This is a genomic window from Leucobacter sp. wl10, from assembly GCF_003569785.1.
Taxonomy (GTDB): domain Bacteria; phylum Actinomycetota; class Actinomycetes; order Actinomycetales; family Microbacteriaceae; genus Leucobacter.
The window spans coordinates 39,051-56,619 of record NZ_KZ984002.1 but is presented as its reverse complement, the minus strand read 5'-3'; the positions used below and the strand labels follow the sequence as shown (position 1 = coordinate 56,619).

The 17,569-nt window shown below is 67.9% G+C and carries 17 protein-coding genes and 1 pseudogene; 11 read left to right on the top strand and 7 right to left on the bottom strand.

What is annotated here, in order from left to right:
• Positions 1-20 precede the first annotated feature (20 nt).
• The 3 genes from D1J51_RS18005 to D1J51_RS18000 all read right to left on the bottom strand — a co-directional run bounded on the left by D1J51_RS18005 (position 21) and on the right by D1J51_RS18000 (position 3,506).
• Positions 21-269 carry a hypothetical protein gene (locus D1J51_RS18005; RefSeq protein WP_162903848.1) on the bottom strand — a complete coding sequence of 83 codons (249 nt, stop codon included), beginning with the start codon at positions 267-269 and terminating at the stop codon, positions 21-23.
• A gap of 4 nt (positions 270-273) precedes the next feature.
• A complete protein-coding gene (locus D1J51_RS13575; protein WP_119076049.1) occupies positions 274-2,331 on the bottom strand; it encodes a DEAD/DEAH box helicase family protein in 2,058 nt (685 codons plus the stop codon).
• Between the two features lie 608 nt (positions 2,332-2,939).
• The gene (locus D1J51_RS18000) at positions 2,940-3,506 is read right to left on the bottom strand and encodes a hypothetical protein (RefSeq protein WP_162903842.1); all 567 of its coding nucleotides are present in this window, start codon (positions 3,504-3,506) and stop codon (positions 2,940-2,942) included.
• 222 nt (positions 3,507-3,728) lie between these two features.
• Between D1J51_RS18000 and D1J51_RS18445 the strand changes: the two are divergent.
• From D1J51_RS18445 to D1J51_RS13560, 3 genes and pseudogenes are all read left to right on the top strand, one after another.
• Positions 3,729-3,959, top strand: a pseudogene (locus tag D1J51_RS18445) (metal-sensitive transcriptional regulator); the annotation flags it as partial.
• 93 nt (positions 3,960-4,052) lie between these two features.
• Positions 4,053-4,601 (top strand): hypothetical protein, encoded by a 549-nt coding sequence (locus D1J51_RS13565; RefSeq protein ID WP_119076045.1) that lies wholly within the window; start codon positions 4,053-4,055, stop codon positions 4,599-4,601.
• 90 nt (positions 4,602-4,691) lie between these two features.
• On the top strand, positions 4,692-6,116 hold the full coding sequence (locus tag D1J51_RS13560; RefSeq protein ID WP_240423275.1) for a BCCT family transporter: 1,425 nt from the start codon (positions 4,692-4,694) through the stop codon (positions 6,114-6,116).
• On the opposite strand, the gene D1J51_RS13555 is transcribed toward D1J51_RS13560, so the two are convergent.
• The 3 genes from D1J51_RS13555 to galU all read right to left on the bottom strand — a co-directional run bounded on the left by D1J51_RS13555 (position 5,998) and on the right by galU (position 8,709).
• Positions 5,998-7,071, bottom strand: coding sequence for a hypothetical protein (locus tag D1J51_RS13555; RefSeq protein ID WP_162903847.1), 1,074 nt, complete (start codon positions 7,069-7,071; stop codon positions 5,998-6,000). The genes D1J51_RS13560 and D1J51_RS13555 overlap by 119 nt on opposite strands.
• 102 nt (positions 7,072-7,173) lie before the next feature.
• Positions 7,174-7,779, bottom strand: a complete 606-nt coding sequence (locus D1J51_RS13550; RefSeq protein ID WP_119076041.1) for a GNAT family N-acetyltransferase — start codon at positions 7,777-7,779, stop codon at positions 7,174-7,176.
• Positions 7,780-7,782: 3 nt separating this feature from the next.
• Complete coding sequence (galU, locus tag D1J51_RS13545) at positions 7,783-8,709, bottom strand: UTP--glucose-1-phosphate uridylyltransferase GalU (RefSeq protein WP_119076039.1); 927 nt, start codon at positions 8,707-8,709, stop codon at positions 7,783-7,785.
• A 78-nt stretch (positions 8,710-8,787) separates the two neighbouring features.
• Here galU and D1J51_RS13540 point away from each other — a divergent pair, with 78 nt between their 5' ends.
• Entirely contained in the window at positions 8,788-9,372 is a 585-nt protein-coding gene (locus D1J51_RS13540; RefSeq protein WP_240423273.1) for a 5-formyltetrahydrofolate cyclo-ligase, read from the top strand.
• Positions 9,373-9,383: 11 nt separating this feature from the next.
• On the top strand, positions 9,384-9,665 hold the full coding sequence (locus D1J51_RS13535) for an FmdB family zinc ribbon protein (RefSeq protein WP_119076035.1): 282 nt from the start codon (positions 9,384-9,386) through the stop codon (positions 9,663-9,665).
• A 42-nt stretch (positions 9,666-9,707) separates the two neighbouring features.
• Here the strand turns inward: D1J51_RS13535 and D1J51_RS13530 are convergent, their stop codons facing one another.
• Complete coding sequence (locus D1J51_RS13530) at positions 9,708-11,069, bottom strand: MFS transporter (protein ID WP_240423271.1); 1,362 nt, start codon at positions 11,067-11,069, stop codon at positions 9,708-9,710.
• Between the two features lie 196 nt (positions 11,070-11,265).
• On the opposite strand from D1J51_RS13530, the gene D1J51_RS13525 reads away from it, so the two are divergent.
• From D1J51_RS13525 to D1J51_RS17995, 6 genes are all read left to right on the top strand, one after another.
• Positions 11,266-11,916 (top strand): response regulator transcription factor, encoded by a 651-nt coding sequence (locus tag D1J51_RS13525; RefSeq protein ID WP_119076031.1) that lies wholly within the window; start codon positions 11,266-11,268, stop codon positions 11,914-11,916.
• Positions 11,916-13,313, top strand: a complete 1,398-nt coding sequence (locus tag D1J51_RS13520; RefSeq protein ID WP_119076029.1) for a sensor histidine kinase — start codon at positions 11,916-11,918, stop codon at positions 13,311-13,313. The genes D1J51_RS13525 and D1J51_RS13520 overlap by 1 nt, the downstream gene beginning before the upstream one ends.
• Positions 13,310-14,242 (top strand): TAXI family TRAP transporter solute-binding subunit, encoded by a 933-nt coding sequence (locus tag D1J51_RS13515; RefSeq protein ID WP_119076027.1) that lies wholly within the window; start codon positions 13,310-13,312, stop codon positions 14,240-14,242. The genes D1J51_RS13520 and D1J51_RS13515 overlap by 4 nt, the downstream gene beginning before the upstream one ends.
• 223 nt (positions 14,243-14,465) lie before the next feature.
• Positions 14,466-14,717: a hypothetical protein gene (locus D1J51_RS13510; protein WP_205547898.1), complete on the top strand. Its 252-nt coding sequence runs from the start codon at positions 14,466-14,468 to the stop codon at positions 14,715-14,717.
• A 2-nt stretch (positions 14,718-14,719) separates the two neighbouring features.
• Positions 14,720-15,061, top strand: coding sequence for a hypothetical protein (locus D1J51_RS13505; RefSeq protein WP_119076024.1), 342 nt, complete (start codon positions 14,720-14,722; stop codon positions 15,059-15,061).
• Positions 15,062-15,155: 94 nt separating this feature from the next.
• Positions 15,156-16,526, top strand: coding sequence for a hypothetical protein (locus tag D1J51_RS17995; protein WP_162903846.1), 1,371 nt, complete (start codon positions 15,156-15,158; stop codon positions 16,524-16,526).
• The last annotated feature ends 1,043 nt before the right edge of the window (positions 16,527-17,569 follow it).

Sequence of the window (17,569 nt, the reverse complement as noted above, 5' to 3'; positions counted from 1 at the left end):
AACCAACTCTTCACGGGGCTTCACGCGGGGGAGCCTTTGCCGTGAGGTTCGACGAAGTGTGCCTGGAGGTCTGCAAGCGACACGTCCGCCTTTGTCAGAATCTCGGACGCGCAGACCGTGCAGTAGGTTCTCTGGCTCTGTGGTCCGTCTCGTACGACGAGGCACGGGTCGCCTTTGAGGATGACGTGTGCCTTCTTCCGGTAGCACTTCCGTCGACGTCCCGCGACCTCTGCGCTGACGTGTTTCAGGATGTTCTTCACTGCGGCCATCGGTTTACTCCTCGGTCGCTGTTCTGATCGTCTCGGCCACCTGGTCTCCGATCTCGTCCAGGGAGTCGTAGGCGGCCTGTAGCTGGTCGAGTGTCCACTTGTCTCGACTCCTCTTGCCCTGACCAGCGAACGTGTTGATCTCCCGGTTCAGCAGTACGTAGAGAGCGTCGGTGTTGTTACCGCGTGATGCCTTGATGGCGCGGCTGATGTCGAAGCCGGCACGGGCTAGGCCGAGGTCGGCGAGGATGCGCTGATGGATCGACTTCGAGCGGCTGTCAAGCCTGCTGCGCAGCGTCTGCCGCCTGACCTGTGGCTGGACGGGTACCGATTCAGCCGGCCTCTCCTCGTGCTCCTCGCGGTGCGCCGACTGCGCTCGCAGCATGTCTGCCGTGATGCCGAGTGCCCGGTATGTGAACCCGCCCGGACCAGGGGTGTCCAGCATTTCCTCGATGACTCGGTCGTCGGTGGGGTCCAGGAACGAACGATTGAGGAAGTGGCTGAGGCGCTCGTCCTGCGCGACGGGGTCATCGAAGCGCTGCGCGACCTGCTCGGGATTACCGCTGCCGGTTCGTCCGATAGAATCGTTCCCCTCGCCGCGGGTCCATCCTCGGACCATCTGTTGGTCCTGAGTGTCGAGGTCGCGGAACTCGTCCCACTGCTCTTCGTTGTTCAGGCCGACGTGCGACACGACGAAACCCTGGTTGTTGGGGCTGTTCGGATCGTTCAGCTCGACGGTGCGCATCACACGGCCGACGAACTGGATGTAGGGCGACAGTGAACGGTATGGGCGGAAGATCGCTGCCACGCTCAGCGGCGGGTGATCGAATCCCTCGCCGAGCATAGCCACCTGCACGATGACGTCGATCTGGTTGTTGCGGAGTTTGGCCAGCACCGCGGCCTTGCGATCGTCAGGAAGGTTGCTGTGGATGGCCTCGGCTTGCAGTCCCATCTCTTGGAAGATCGCGCGCACTTGGTCGGCGTGGTCGATCGACATGGCTGAGGCCGCGATCTGGTGGGGGAAGCCGGTCGCTGCCCGGAGAGACTGGAGCTTCTCGACCGCCTTCTCGGCGATGTGGCGGTTGCATTCGTCCGAGAGCGCGACCCCGCGACGGAACCAGGCCTCTTCCTTCAGGTCCAGGATCTGATCCAGTGTGTAGGTGTCGCTTTCACCGCGTGCCTGGAACGTGATCTCGGCCGGGTGCGCCGAGGCCGAGACGATGTGCTTGATGTAGCCGTTGAGCATCGCGCGGGCGAATGGGTAGCGATAGATCAGCTCGCCGAGCAGCTCCTTGTTGTCCGCGCGGAAAGGCGTGGCCGTCAGACTCACGAAGCGCGCCTGGGGAAACGCCCGCACGACCTTCTGCCAGCTTTCGGCGGCGACGTGGTGCCCCTCGTCGATGATGACGAGGTCGAAGAAGTCGTGCGGAAACTGTGACAGCCAGCGGTCGGCACTGCTCGCGAGCTGTTGGATGTTGGCGACGACGATGTGGCTGTTGACGCAGTCGTCCATGTTGGCCTTGGGGCCGTCGACGAGCGCCGTGAACGGTCCTGAGGTGAACGAATCGAGGACGCCTGCCTTCTTCCAGAAGCAAGAGGCGTTCGAGATGTTCAGGTCGGCGTAGAGACCCTGACGGATGGTGGTGTTCGGCGCGATGATGAGCGTGCGCTTGTGAGACAGGCTGAACGGGAGGATCGCCGCGACGCCCGTCTTACCGCAGCCGACCGGCAGCTGGATGATCGCCGGCGTCGCCTTCTGGGCGAAGTGCTCCACGGCGGCCTCGTAGGCCTCCTTTTGAGGTTCGCGGAGCTGCGGGTTGCCATCGATCTCGGCGTCCGCGGCGTCGAAGAAGCCAGCGACGACGTCCTTCGCCTTCTCGGCGGTGTTGTATTCGAGGCGGAACGGTTCCAGGTCGGCGATGCGATAGAAGCGGTACTGGCTGCCGGGGCGACGGACAGCGGTGAGCGTGCCCGCAGCGTCCCATCGCCGCAACGTGGCTGCTGAGACGCCCACGTAGGCGGCGGCCTGGGCGATGGCGAGGTAGTCGTCGTACTGGTCGCTCATAGTTCGTCAGGATATCACAGCTCCCCTCAACCTTATGCAACCCCTTCACCAGTTGTTCTCCGCACGTGCTTTTCGTTCACGGCCGTGCGCGTCCCGCGTGCGCTGCCCCGCCTCCAGCAGGTGTAGTCGGACAGTGCCGGCGGAGAATCCCAGGCGGGAACCCACGCGTTCGAGTGACTCGCCCGCGGAGTAGCGCCTTACCATCTCGTCCACCTCGGCAGCGGATGGGGTCCGACGCCGCAGCCGTATCCCCCGGGCCTGGAGTAGCGCAGCAAGTCGTTGCCGGCTGACATCGAGATCAGGGGCGATTTCGCGAAGAGTTGCCCCGGCTGCGTAGCGGGCTTCCGCCGCAAGTAGAGCTGCTTCGCTGACGCGTGTTTGTTTGCGGACGAGGGGGGCGCGACGCGCTGGATGAGCAGGGCGGCGCCTAATCTGTGGGTGCATCGCAGCCATGCGCATCAGCGGCGGGGCAAGTTTCGACAAGCCTCCCGCTAGGTCCACCAGAAGGTCGTTGTTCAAACCAACGACATCACCGGTTTGACGCCAGGCTCGGCGATTCGAAGGTGTCGTTCGATGGAGATTCGTGGCGCTCTTGCCGGATCGGGGTCTCAGCTCCGCGAGTCCCAGCCGAGCCGGTGCGCTCGCCCACTCCATACTGACTCCTTCTCAGTGGGGCGCTGTTGCTTGGCAGAGTAGATCCACTGCAGGCCCGCTGATCTCCAATCCCATCGGGGACGGCCACGACCCAGATAGGTCAGGGCTCGAAGCTGGGTGAACGTGTGCCCGGTCGTCGGCAGGGGCAACGCGAGCTCGTCTGCGGCCACCACGCCCATGCCTTTCAGCGGTCCCGCCCCGAGGCTCGCTATCCCGCAGAGGACCAGAGGTGCCAGGGCGGACCGGCTCAGACGAGTCACGGGATCTCCGAGTCCGTTCACGCCCGGTGAGTTCCCGAGGTTTCGGTCCATGCCGCCGTCGCACTTTTCCTGCGAGAACCCGGCCGAGGTTGTCATGAGGGCCTTCAACGCGTCGTCAACGGCATGAGGAGGTACTCCTTGTCGTCCGGCGGCGCGTTTGAGAGCAACACCCACATAGGAAGCGTTGTTGGCAAAAGGAGCGATGGAGAGCGGAACCTGCAACGAGCCTTCGGCAGGCGCCAGGTCGTTCAGGAGTCCCATGAGCAGCCAATCCTGATGCTCGTCAGCTTGCTCTACCGATCACGGCCGGGCCGAGCGTATCGAGCACGGCCAGCCCGAGCACCGTCCCGACGGCGACGACGGACATCGGTGAGCCCCGCTCCGTCTCTCCTCGCGCCGGGAGGCCATGATCCTCCCGAGAGACCAAGGTATTCACGCGATTTTCATGGCGCCTCGGGAGGATCATGGCTTCTCGGAACGACACTCGAGAGGCAGGCGCGCGGCATCGCGAAGATGATCGACGAGGAGCAGTACCGCATCGACATCCTCACCCGGATCAGCGCGCTGACCCGCGCGATCCAGAGCGTGACCACGGGACTGCTCGACGACCACCGCCGGCACTGCGCGCTCGAGGCAGTCCGGCTGGGCGACGACGCGGCCAGGGAGAAACTGCGGGAGGCCACGGGCGCCATCAACCGGCTCGTGCGCTCCTGAGCCCGCGCGCCCCGAAGCACGCGGAGCGGCGCGGGATCCCGGATCTGGCTAGACTGCACCTGCCCCACCTTCCGACTCGAGAGGCAGCACGCCATGCAACTCATTACTGACGAGGATCCGCCCCGTTTCGTCCAGATCTGGCCGAGCGAAGCCACCGGCGAGTGGGTGGTGCGCGAGGGCGTGCTCGGCCGGGCAGGGCGCCTGCGCGAGACCGGGCTCGACCCGGCGTCCTCACCGCTCGACGAGCTGACGGCCCCGTACCTCGAGCGAGCGTACGCCGAGGCCGACGTCGACCGGTACGACTATGTCGTCATCCAGTTCCCAATGCGCAACAGCGCCTACGACCGCCGCCTGATCGAACGGGCGAGCGAGTGGCTCGATCAGTACCTCGACGAGCGCGGTCTCGGCTACGTCGACGGCTACGACCGCGGCAAGCGCGAGAGCGGCGGGAGGATCGTCGTCAACATCTTCGCCAGAGCGAAGGACGGGGAGCTCGGGTCGGTCGCCGCGATGGCCGCGCTGCGGAAGGGCGCCGCCGACGCCACCCGGGCGACGATCGCCCACCGCGGCGTCGACGTCGACGACTGGACGATCCGATATGAGCGGAGCTCCGGGAAGCTGCCCGGCGGCTTCTCGCTCTAGCGTCCCGCGTCCGGAGAACCGCTGCGCTAACGCGGAAAGGGTTGTGTCCACTCCCAGCGCGGCTGACCGCGCTCGGATAGGAAACGCTCCATGTCGAATGAACACCCCTCCGACCCCGCGGAGTCTCGGTGCCCCGCCTCCCCCGCTGAAGCGGCGGGCGCGATCGCCTACAGCGCCTACCGGCGCGGCCGCGCGCCGCTCATCTCGGCCCTCTTCGAGCCGGTGTTCCCCGGCTCGAGCCATCGCGTACTGGGGAGGTTCATCGACTTCTTCGCGATCCTCGTCACCCTCTTCGGCACCGCGGTCTCGCCCGGGATCGGCGCGCTGCAGATCCAGAGCGGCTTCGTGCTCGTGACCGGGATCGGGCCGCTCGGCAACCTGTTCCTCATCGGATCCATCGCGATCCTCACCTCGCTCTTCATCGCGTCGGCGGTGTCGGGCGTGAAGCGCGGCATCCGGTTGCTGTCGAACACGAACATGATCCTCACCGGCGTGCTCGGCCTGTTCGTGCTCGTGGCCGGTCCCGCTGTGTTCATCCTCGACCTCCTGCCGACCTCGATCGTCGAGTTCGTGCAGCAGCTCGGCGCCATGCTCACCCTCAACGCGAACGACGGCGAGGAGACGGTCTCGTTCCCCGGAACGTGGACCACCTACTACTGGACCTGGTGGGTCTCGTGGACCCCGTTCGTCGGCATGTTCATCGCGAAGATCTCCCGCGGGCGCACCCTGCGCGAGTTCGTCACCACCGTCGTACTCGTACCATCGGCCATCGTGATCGCCTGGTTCGTGGTCTCCGGCAGCACCGCGATCTGGCTGACCATGCGCGGCGAGGACCTGCGGAGCGGCGGCACGAACGAGGAGGTGCTCTTCAAGCTGCTGCAGCGGCCGCCGCTCGGGTTCATCACCTCGATCGTGGCGATGGTCGCCGTCGTCATCTTGTTCGTCACCGCCGCCGACTCCGCCTCGATCGTCATGGCCTCGACGTCGCAGGGCGGACGGCCGGAGCCGTCGAAGCGGGTCACGATCCTCTGGGGCCTGCTGCTCGGCCTCATCGCGATCGCGCTGCTGCTGGCCGGCGGGCAGACCGCGATCTCGGGGCTGCAGTCACTCATGGTGGCGTCGGCGCTGCCGTTCGCCTTCGTGGTGATCGGGATCATGTACTCGTGGGCGCGGGACCTCCTCACCGACTGGTACGTCGAGGCCACATCTACCGACCCCAGGAGCGCAGTCACCGCGGACAACGTGCGGCGCACGCTCGAGCCGGGGCGCATCCAGTCGCACGGCGAGGGTCTCCCCGAGCGCACGTCCTCGGGCGAGGCGTCGCAGACCGTCGGCGGCGCAGGGGGCGTCCCGGCGACTCCGAGACTGAGCGTGCGCCGAACCGGGCGCTCGAGCCTCAGCCGGCGTTGCGCCGGCGGCGCAGCACCGCGTCGAGGTCGGGGAGTCCCTCGCTCGTGTCGCCGACCACACCCATCTGGCGGAGACGCTCGCGAGCGGCGCGCTGCTGCGCGTTGACGCTCGAAGCGGGCGCCCGGCGAACGGAGGGCGCCGCGGCCTCCCCAACTGCCGGCGAGGCCTCGGAGGAGAGGGGCGCGGCACCGGCCCGGGAAGCGGGATCGGGGCGATCCGCCGGCCCGCCGCCGGGCTCTCCGACCGAGCCCTGCTCGCCGCGCTCCCGCGCCACCTGCTCGCGGGCCTCGCGCAGCAGCATCGAGTCGGGCTGATTCTCTCTCGCGGCGGGTCGCTCGGCTCGCGCCCGGGCGAGGGCACGCGCGCGCTCGATGCGCTCGGCGGCGGCGCGCTGGGCCGCCGCGTGCGCGGCTGCGGACTGCTCGGTCTCCCCCGTAGCCTCGATCTGCTGCGCGACGGGCTCGGGCTCCGTCTCCACGGGCGCGACCTGCTCGGCCGCAATCGGCTCCAGCCGCACGCGCCCCGGCGCCATCAGCACCAGGGCTCCGAGCGAGGCGAAGAAGACCAGTCCGCTCCACACGAGGATCGCGGCACCGCTCCCGGCCACCGCGAATCCGACGCCGACGAGGGCGCCGAGCAGGCCCGCCAGCGCGCCCAGCGCCGCGAGCGCCCGAACCCGGCGCACGACGGGTCGTCGCAGCCGCGCCGAGCGCTGCACCGCGGCCTGCTTGCGCCGCATCTGCTGCGCCCGGATCTCGGCCCGCAACTGCACCGCCCGGGCCTCGGCCAGCTCCGCGTCGCGCTCGGCCTCCTGCCGCTTCTGGGCGGTGCGCAGCAGCTTCTCGTGGGCGAGCGCCTGGCGCGCGGTGGCCTCGAGCCGCATCTCCTGCGGCACCTCGGTGGTCTCCGCGAGCACGCGCAGAGTGCGCTGCAGCCGCGCCGCATTGCGCTCGGCGGCGCGGAACTCCCGCCGGCGGGTCCACGCGGGCACCAGCACGGCGATCCAGAGCAGCGCAGCGATCACGAAGATCACTCCCCCGCCCAATGCGCCGCCCGTCATGAGGATCACTGTACGGCGTTCGCGCGTCGCGGGCCCTCCGGCACGCCGCGCTCCTCAGCGAGTCGTGGAAAAAGCGTTAGCTCCGCGCGCCGCCGCGGGGCCCTACCCCACGCGGCGCAGCATGCCGCCCGCCGCGTCGCCGCGCGTCACCACGTAGCACTCGTGATCGCGCCAGGCGCCGTCGATGTGGATGTACGCGTCGCGCCGCCCCTCGTACCGCAATCCCAGTTTCTCGACCACGCGCAGCGACGCCGCGTTCTCCGGGCGGATGCAGATCTCGACCCGGTGCAGCCGCAGTTCGTCGAACAGGTAGTCGATGGCCAGCGCCACAGCGGTGGGCGCGATCCCCCGCCCGGCGACGTGCTCGGACACCCAGTAGCCGATCTGCGCCGACTGCAGCGCCCCGCCGCTCAGCTCCGAGACGCTCAGCTGCCCCACGACCTCGCCGTCGTAGAGCACCGCGAACGGCACGCCGCTGCCGGCGCGCAGCTGGCGGCGGAGCAGACGCACCGTGGGCCGCATCGACACCGATCCGGGCACGACCCCCTGCCCGGAGGGGTGCGTGGCCTCCCACCGCTGCAGCCATCCGCGGTTCCGCTGCAGCAGCCTGCGCAGCGGTTCGGCGTCGCCCCGCTGAACCGCGCGCAGCGTCACCCGCCCGAAGCTCAGCGGAGTCGGCTCCTCGATGGGCCGGCCGAGCGGCGCCATGCCTCAGACGTCTTCGCGGCGGGCCCGCAGGCGGTCGGCGAAGTCGATGATCCAGCTCGAGATCTCGTCGCCGAGCTCATCGTGGTCGACGCCGAGCAGCACGTTCGCCTTGATCCAGTCAGCGCGGTCGCCGGTGTCGTAGCGGCGTCCGCGGAAGATGACGCCGTAGACGGGTCCATCGCCCTTCCCCTCCGCCAGGTGGTTGAGGGCGTCGGTGAGCTGGATCTCGCCGCCGCGCCCGGGGGGCAGCTCATCGAGGATGTCGAAGATCTCGGGGCGCAGCACGTAGCGGCCGATCACCGCGAGGTTCGAGGGCGCCTCATCGGCGGAGGGCTTCTCGACGAGGCCGGTGACGCGCACCACATCGGGGTCGTCGGTCGGCTCGACCGCCGCGCAGCCGTAGAGGTGGATCGACTCGTGCGGCACCTCCATGAGCGCGATGACGGTCGCGGAACGGGCGTCGTGCTCGGCGATCATGCGGTCCAGCAGCGGATCGCGGGCGTCGATCAGGTCGTCGCCCAGCAGCACGGCGAACGAGGCATCGCCCACGTGCTTGCGCGCGCAGGCCACGGCGTGGCCGAGTCCCAGCGGCTGCCCCTGCCTCAGCAGGTGCACCTCGGCGAGCTCGTTCGGCTCGTGCACCTTGCTGAGCTTGCTCTGATCGCCCTTGCGCTCGAGCGCGTACTCGAGTTCGGGCACGCTGTCGAAGTGGTTCGAGATGTTGGTCTTGTTGCGCCCGGTGATGATGAGCACGTCGTCGAGGCCCGCGGCTGCGGCCTCCTCGACCACGTACTGGATGGCGGGCTTGTCGACGATCGGCAGCATCTCCTTGGGCATCGCCTTCGTCGCGGGGAGGAACCTGGTGCCGAGGCCCGCCGCCGGCACGACCGCCTTGGTCACCGAGCTGCGCGTGCGCTGAGTGTCAGTCATGCGGCCAAGCCTAGCCGCCCTCGCGAGGGCGGCAAAGTCGCGCCGGGACCGTCGAGGGCACGCCGTATGCTGACACGCATGAGCGAGGCGGTCGAATCCAGGAAGCAGCGGGTGCGCGCCGCCGTGCGCGCCAGGCGCCGGAGCCTGAGCGACGAGGCGCGCGCCGCCGCCCGCGACGGCCTCACGCGCCGGCTCATCGAGCTCTGCGAGGAGCGGGATCCGCGATCCCTGACCTGCTACGTCGCGGTTCCGGGCGAGCCCGACACGAGTCGCTTTCTGACCTGGGCCGAGGAGCGGGGCGTCGAGCTCTTCCTGCCCGCCACCAGACCGGGGGGCGCCATGGACTGGATCAGGCCGAGCGGGGTCTTCGCCGAGGGGAGCCTCGGAATCCCGGAGCCGGTCGGCCCGCCCGCCGCGCCCGCGGAGGTGGCGGGCGCCGATCTCATGCTCATCCCGGCGTGCGCCGTGGACCGCCGCGGCGTGCGGCTCGGGTGGGGCGGCGGCTACTTCGACCGCTTCCTGGAGCGGATCCATCCCCGCCCTCCCGTCTACGCCGTCGTGTTCGACGACGACCTGCTCCCCGCGCTACCCCGGGAGCCGCACGACGCGCCGGTCGACGGCGTCGTGACACCGTCCGTCGTCCGCAGCTTCGGCACCAGGTAAAATGACTTCTCGTGCCTACCTATGCTTATCGATGCGCCGACTGCGGCCACGCCTTCGACGTCTACCAGTCGTTCTCGGATGATGCCCTGACGGCGTGTCCGGAGTGCGGCGGCAAGCTGCGCAAGGTCTTCGGATCGCTCGGCGTGACCTTCAACGGATCGGGGTTCTACCGCACCGATTCGCGCTCGGCCGCCGCCGAGACCTCGGGCGGCTCGGCCGCCGGTTCCCCGAGCGGTTCGGGCGCATCCTCGGGATCCTCGGCGCCGAGCGGCTCGGGCGGCACCGCGGCGTAGCCCGCCTCGATCCCGCACCCGGGCAGCTGCGCTCGGGAGGGGTCACGGCCCCTCCAACCGGGACGAGAGCTGCTTCGCACGCATCCCCTCCTCGTCGTCGAGCCAGTTCTGGCCGCGGTTCTTGAGGAACACCACGTACACGACGAGCGACACGGCGATCACCGCCGTCACGTAGCCGATGAAGAGCGGCACCTGCCCGGCGTTCCCCGCGGCCGCGTAGAGCATCGGGGCGGTTCCGCCGAACACCGAGTTCGCGAGCGCGTACCCGAATCCGACGCCGAGCGCGCGGATATGGGTGGGGAACAGCTGCGCCTTCACGGCCGCGTTGATCGAGGTGTACCCGGTGAGGATCACGAACCCGACGACGAGGATCGTGAACGCGACGATCGGGTTCCGCTGCTGCGGCAGCGCGGTGAGGAGGAACCACGTGTAGAGCACGCCGCCGATGCCGAAGAACACGAGCAGCGTCTTACGCCCGACGATGTCCGAGAGCCAGCCGCCCACGGGCTGCAGCAGCATCAGGATCGTGAGCGCGATGAGGTTGATGACCGTGCCCGCGATCGCGTCGCCGCCCGAGAACGCCGACTTCACGATCCCGGGGCCCGTCACCGAGTAAGTGTAGAACGCGACGGTACCGCCCGCCGTCACGAAGAAGCACAGCAGCAGCGGTCGCCACTGGTGCGCGAACAGCTCGCGCATCGAGCCGGCCTCCGCCGACTGCCCGGAACGTACCGCGGCGAGCGTGTCGGCGCCGAGCGACTCGTCCATGGTGCGCCGCAGCCAGAGCACGACGAGCGCGCCGACGCCCCCGATCGCGAACGCCAGGCGCCACCCCCACTGCGTGATCTGCTCCTCCGTCAGGGTGAGCATCATCACGAGCAGTGTGAGCTGCGCGAGCACGTGCCCGCCGACGAGCGTGACGTAGTGGAAGGACGACAGGAACCCGCGTCGGCTCGAGATGGCGGTCTCGGACATGTAGGTGGCGCTCGTGCCGTACTCGCCGCCCGTCGCGAACCCCTGCACCAGCCGGGCGAAGACGAGGATCACGACGGCCCAGCCGCCGATCATCTCCGCGGTCGGCGCGAGCGCGATGAGCATCGAGCACGCGGCCATCAGGGAGACGGAGGTCGCGAGCGCGAGGCGCCGTCCGTGCCGGTCGGCGAAGCGGCCGAAGTACCACGACCCGATGGGTCGCATGAGGAACGTCACGGCGAAGATCGCCCAGATGTAGACGGTCGAGTTCTGCTCGTCGGCCGAGAAGAACTGCGACTCGAAGAAGCTCAGGAACACCGAGTAGACGTAGACGTCGTACCACTCGACGAGGTTGCCGGCCGAGCCCTTGAGGGTGTTGGAGATGGACCGACGTATCGTCGGCGAGGTCGCCGTCGTCGTTGACACTGACATGGGGAGTCCAATCATCGTCAATTGGGGAGGATGCGGGAATGCTCAGAAGAGCACGCGGCTATTGTGGCGGCGGCGGCGCGGCCGACGCGAGCGGGCCTTAACACTGCCTTTACACCCCCGTTACACTCGGCGCACAATCCGACCGCGCCGGAGGAGCGGCTCGGCGGGCGGGCGCCGACCGGGCATACTGGAGCGCATGCGCGTACTGATCGCCGAGGACGATCCCTCGGTCGCCGCCGCGCTGGCGGCGGCGCTCACCCGCGCCGGTCACACCTGCGCGCGGGTGGCCCGCGGAGGCGAGGTGCTCGAGCAGCACCGCGACGCGGAGGTGCTCATGCTCGACCTCGGACTCGCCGACATGGACGGGCTCGACGCGCTGCGCATGCTCCGGCGCGTCAGCGACGTGCCGGTGATCGTCGTCACGGCGCGCGGCGACGAGCGGTCCACCGTGCAGGCGCTCCGGCTCGGCGCCGACGACTACCTCGTGAAGCCGGTGCGCGTGCACGAACTGCTGGCACGCCTCCTCGCTGTCACCAGGCGGTACGAACAGCCCGCGCCTCCGGGCATCGCGTTCGGCGGTTTCACGCTGGACACGGTCACGAACGAGGTCCGTGACGGTGCGTCGCGAGTGAGTCTCACCCCGACCGAGTCAGGGCTGCTCGCGGTGCTCGCTCGTCGGCCCGGAACCACCGTGCCTCGCGAGGATATTCTCGAGGCGGTCTGGGGCGAGGCGTACGCCTCGCAATCCCGTGCGTTCGACGTCCACCTCGCCCAGCTCCGCAAGAAGCTCCCCGCCGTCACGATCACCACCATCCGCGGGGTCGGCTTCCGGCTCGAAGAAGCCTGATGCGGCTGCGGGTGCTGCTGCCGATGCTCGCGCTCGGCCTGCTCGTCATCGGCGCGATCCTGATTCCGACCGGAAACGCGATCGCCGAATCGCGCACGCAGCAGATCCAGCTGCAGCGCGCCGCTTCGGCGAACCAGATCGTGCAGCGCGCCTCCGCGACCACCGAGCGCGGCGAGGTCGATGCGCTCGAGCGATATCTCGCGCGGTTCTACGACACCTACGGCGAGTCCGTGCTCGTGGTCGACGAGGCGGGCGGCATGGTCGCCGCGGTCGGCGACATCGCCCTCGCCGGCGACGCTGCGCAGGCCGTCACCGCCGCGCTGCGCGGGGTGCCCCAGTGGCGCCTGCCGACCGTGTACCCGTGGAGCGAGGACACGGTCTACGTCGCCGAACCGATCGTCACCGACGGTGCGGTCTCCGGCGCCGTCGCGCTCCGCGTGAATCAGTCGGTCGCACGGGCGGACGTCGTCGCGGGCTGGACGCTCGCGGGCGGCATCGGTGCGGCGCTGCTCGCGCTGCTGCTCCTGGCCTCGGTGCTGTGGACCAACTGGGTGCTGCGGCCCGTGCTCGCGCTCGACGCCGCGACGAACGCGCTCGCGCGGCACCGAGCCTTCGACCTGAACGGTGCCTCTGGCCCGCCCGAACTGCGACGACTCGCCGAGTCGTTCACCCGTATGGCGCGCAATGTCGAGACCGCGCTCGAGCAGCAGCGCGGCCTCGTCGCCGACGCCTCCCACCAGTTGCGCAACCCGCTCGCGGCGATCCGCCTCCGCATCGACACCATGCCGCGCTCCGGCGCTGAACCCGAGTTCAGCGCGGTCGACGCCGACCTCGACCGCCTCGAGCACACGGTCGAGCGCCTCCTCACGCTCGCCGACGCCGAGCACCGGGCCAACCTGAGCGGCTCCCCCGCGGCCGCCCCGACGGCGGCAGGCGAACCGCACGGGTCCGACACCGCACCCGTCTGCGCGGTCTCGGGCGCGGGGCTCGCCGCACCGCACCGCGAGCTGCTGGCCGCTGCGGGCATCGACCTCGTCGCGCGAGGACCGGCGCAGCGGGTCGTGTGCCGGCGGCGGGATCTCGACGAGATGCTGGAGATCCTCGTCGACAACGCCCGGAAGTACGTGCCCGCGGGCGCCGTGCTGACGATCTCCCTGGCCCGCCGCGCGGAGCGCGTCGCGCTCACGGTGTCGGACTCGGGCGCCGGGCTGAGCACCGCTGAGCTGTCTCGAGTCGGCACGCGGTTCTGGCGCGGCGCGGCGCACGCGCAGCATCCCGGGAGCGGGCTCGGGTACGCGATCGTGGCGCAGCTCGCGCGCGCCAATCGGAGCACCGTGACGGTGGACCGGGCGCCCGAGGGCGGGTTGCGCACCACGATCCTCATGGAGGCGGCATGACCGCGATCACGCGCCGCGCCGCGCTCACCGGCCTCGCCGTCGGCCTCGCGCTCCCGCTCGCGGGCTGTGCCCGCGGGGCGTCCGCGGAGCCGCTCGCGATGGCGTGCGGGGAGCGCGGGGGCAGCTATCTCGCCTTCGGAGAACTGCTCGGCGCTGCGCTCCGCCAGACCGGCGCCGCGGCGCTGCGCCCGCTCGTCACCTACGGCAGCGCGGAGAACATCGCGCTGCTCGACACGGGCGTGGCCGACCTGGCCATCGCTCTCGCCGACACGGCGGAGGGGCGCTCGTCCGATCTGCTGACGATCGGCAGGGTCTACCAGAACTACCTGCAGTGCGTGGCGCGCGCGGACGCCGGGATGGCGCAGCTCGCCGACCTGGCAGGAGCGACGATCTCGATCGGAGCTCCGGGTTCGGGGAGCTCGGCGACCACCCGCCGCCTGCTCGGCGCTGCGGGACTCGGCACCGGCGCCGCAGCCCCGAGTGTGCGCGAGCTGCCGTTGGAGGGGGCCCTCGCGGCCCTCGCCTCGGGTGAGATCTCTGCGTTCTTCTGGTCCGGCGGGATCCCCACCCCCAAGATCATCGAGCTCGACGCGCGCCTGCCGCTGACCCTGCTCGATCTTTCGGCCGCGCTCCCGAAGCTCGCGGCGGCGTATCCGGAGCAGTATCTGTCGACCCGCGTCCCGCCCGGCGTCTACAGCGCCCGGCGCGCCACCCCGACGGTCGGCATCCCGAACTATCTGCTCGTGCGCAGGGACTTTCCCGACGATGCCGCCGCAGCGCTCGTCGAGGTGCTCGTCGAACACGCGGCCGAGCTCATCCCGGAGGGAACCGTCGGCGTGCAGTTCCTCACGCCGGCGAACCTCATCGACACCGGCGCCCTGCCCCTGCACCCCGGCGCCGCGGACGCCTACCGCGTCCGCTACGGCTGATCCGCGCCGGTTCTCCGAGCGGTTCGGGCGCATCCTCGGGATCCTCGGCGCCGAGCGGCTCGGGATCCGGCGGCTTGAAGCGTGTCGGGTTTGATGGAGGGTAAATCAACCCGGAAGGACCCCAATCGATGGGAAACTCGAAGTCGCCCGCGAAGCCGAAGAGCTGCTGCGCACCCTCGCGCACTCGACCCGCGATGTTCCGAACCCGCGCGATTCCTACTCGATGCTCGGAGAGCTGGGCGCGATCATCGACCATGTAGCGCAGGTCTGCGACCAGCTCGCGAGCTGGCACAGCCGCGCCGAGGACGGCAAGCACTACGAGGGCGAGGACGACAACCGCAGCGGCAGCCCCCGCGCGGCCGCCACCGAACTGACCACCGCCGCCAGCTCACTCCGGCTCGCCTCGAACCACGTCAACCGCGCGCACTCGCACAACGCCGTCGTGCGCTGGTATCCCGAGCCGCAGGAGAGCTGACGATGAGCACCGAGACGAACTTCGAGGAACGCTGGCCGGAGCTGTTTGCCAACCTCACCCCGACTCAGCATGAGCAGGCCGTGGCCGCGTGTTGGTACGTTCTGAACGATGGTTTCACCCTCGAACGGGAATCCGTTGAGAGGATCACGACGCTGCTCGTCGACGACCCGCAGCAGTTCGCGATCCTGTACGGCCCATACACTGAGGCCGACGACACACGCTACGCGGAGCTGGCCGACCGTGCCGAGCGCGGTGAGCTGCGCGTCAAGCCTGGCACTGAGCGCCACGGTGCCGAAGCCTCGGCTGAGATTCGCCAACTTCTAGCCGAAGATGACAGTTCGTAATCTTGTACAGCCCGTATCTCGAATATGCTGAGGACAGCGGATGCTGTAGACATTCACAGCATCCGTTTATACGCAGATGAGAAAGCAGGCGTCAATGAAGACTCCGAAACACACTCCATTCTCCAAAGGCCGCTACCGAGGCAGGAGGCTTCTGGTTTTCCCGATTGTTGCGGGAATTTTGCTCGGGGCAACGTCGATGACCCCGGCGGCAGCCCAGGAGCAGAGCGGCGACTCGTTGGTCACAAGTCTTGAAAATGAACGGTTCTCTGTGTCGACTTCGAATGGAGAAGAACTCCGCCTCAAGGAGGTTTCCACGAGTCCTGCCGAAAGCATCCTCGTCGGTTACAACGAGAAGTCGGGCCCGGCTTACATCCGCACTGTAAGTTTCTTCACCGGTGAACCTGAGAAGCCCCTGTTCGACGAGAACGACAGGTCGACCGTTCCCGAACTCGACGACCCTGATAACGAGAAGGTGCAGGAAGAGTTCATCCCGATCGACGACGTCCCCGAAGTCAACCCGGATGAGCTGAAGCTCGGAACGGTTATCGCCGTTAATGCCAATTCAGCATCTCTCGCTTGGACGGCACCCGAGAACGCAACTGGGGTAACCGTTCTGTTCGATGGCAAGGAAGCCAAGGCATCTGAACGTGGGATCGAACTGAAGAACCTCGAACCCGCGTCAGAACACGAAGTCACCGTCACTTTCACCAGTGGATCCGGTGAGGATCTCGTCTCAATTAGAGAGGACACTCACACGATCCAGACTCTGCAGAAAGGGATCGCAAACCCTCTCGAAAGTTCGGATGCCGCCAATATCGTGGCTGCTGCGGCCAGCATGAAAACGGCCAAGGCAGTTCGGCTCGTAACCTTCTTGAAAGACAACTACTATCCGTCGGGATGGATGGGGGCTGCAGGGTGCTTCACTAACCCCTCGTGGTATTTCAAGGGCGACAATCGTGGGTACTCTGCACCGACAGGCCCCACGACGGTCGACACGCATCCCTCCTACAGAACCGGCCTCGAAGTGATCGCTGAGCTGCAGGCTCCTGCCGCTTATCAGGGCATCTACACCAACAAGAAGGTGGGCCTGACGAAGCGTTACGATGCGAACAAGAATTTTATTGATTCTAAGCGCGCAGCAAATACAGGCATGGTCGTTCAGAACCCCACTAAGTCGGTGAATAACTATGTGAGGTTCGGAGTCTCACACGAGATCGGTGATCCTTACTGCTGGGTTGGGAAGATCCGTTACTCCCTGCCGCTCGTTCAAATCTATAAGTCAGGAACGATCTCACTCTCGGGCTCGCGACAGCCGATACCGACGTTCGAGTTCTACGGATCGTTCGTCCGGTCGAACGGCACCAGCCACTGGCTGACTCTCTACCGAGGCGCAGAGGGAAGCCTCGGCTGCCTGACCGGGGGCTGCATTTCACAGAACATCAGTAAGACCGCCAGCACTACATAGCGGCAAGCTGCTCACGCTATTGAGGGGCGCAGGGAAGAACAAGTCCTCTCCCTGCGCCCCTCAATAGCGAGGTGAATTACTCACTTTCCAGGTGGCGTGCTTCTTCGCTGGTTGCCCACATGCTGCGAGTACCGTCCTTAGCGGTTTGAGTGGCAGCCACGCCCGGGACTCCCCAGTTCGTCACTGAATATTCGTCGCCGGGGTCGCCCTCGAAAGGCACAAACTGATGGATGCTCACAGCCCCGACTTCGACGGCTGGTTGACGAGTGCCGTCGGGAAAGATGACAGTTGATCCTTCGAGGTTGCATCCAGGCGACCCAATTGCAGCAAGATCTTCTGCTGGAATTTCCTGCGGAGGGCACGGCGGAAGATCCTCCCATCCGTTCGGAACGTATACACCCTCTGTGCAAGCGGTCAAGAGCAAGCTGAATGCGAGAATCGCGACCGCTGCAGAAGCACCCTTCATAAAGCCAATCTACCTGTTGTGGGCCTTGTATTAGAGGCCAAGACTCGGGCCGCGCGATGGGCCTGGCTGGTGCTGGGTTGGTGAGCGATAGGGGTCTTGCTTGCGGAGTCGTTCGGTGCGTTCGCGTGCGAGCTGTTTTTCGCGTGCCGCGTGCTCGGCTGCGGCCTGTCGAGAACCTGCCGACACCTCGAGATCGCGACCGCGGAATGGGTGGACTGGTTCAACGAACGCCGCCTCCACGGCGAGCTCGATCAGCGGCCCCCAGCCGAGGTCGAGGCTGCGTACTGGGAGATCAGACAGCCCCAACTCTCACTACCCGAATCCATGTAAAACACTCTCTACAAAACCCGACACTTGACAGCTCCGGCTCCTCCAGCGCGTCGAGCATCTCCGCCGTCTGACCACCGCCGCGCCCCAAGCCTCTGATCCGTGTGCGCCTTGTCGCCGCTTCGCAGCTGACCAAGCACCAACAAGGCGCACACGGATCCAGGGTCTCGCACCCCGGGGGTTTCCTGACCAGCTCGGCGGCGAAGGCCCCGGGAGCGGGCGTCGTCGGGGGGCCGCAGACGCGCGCCCG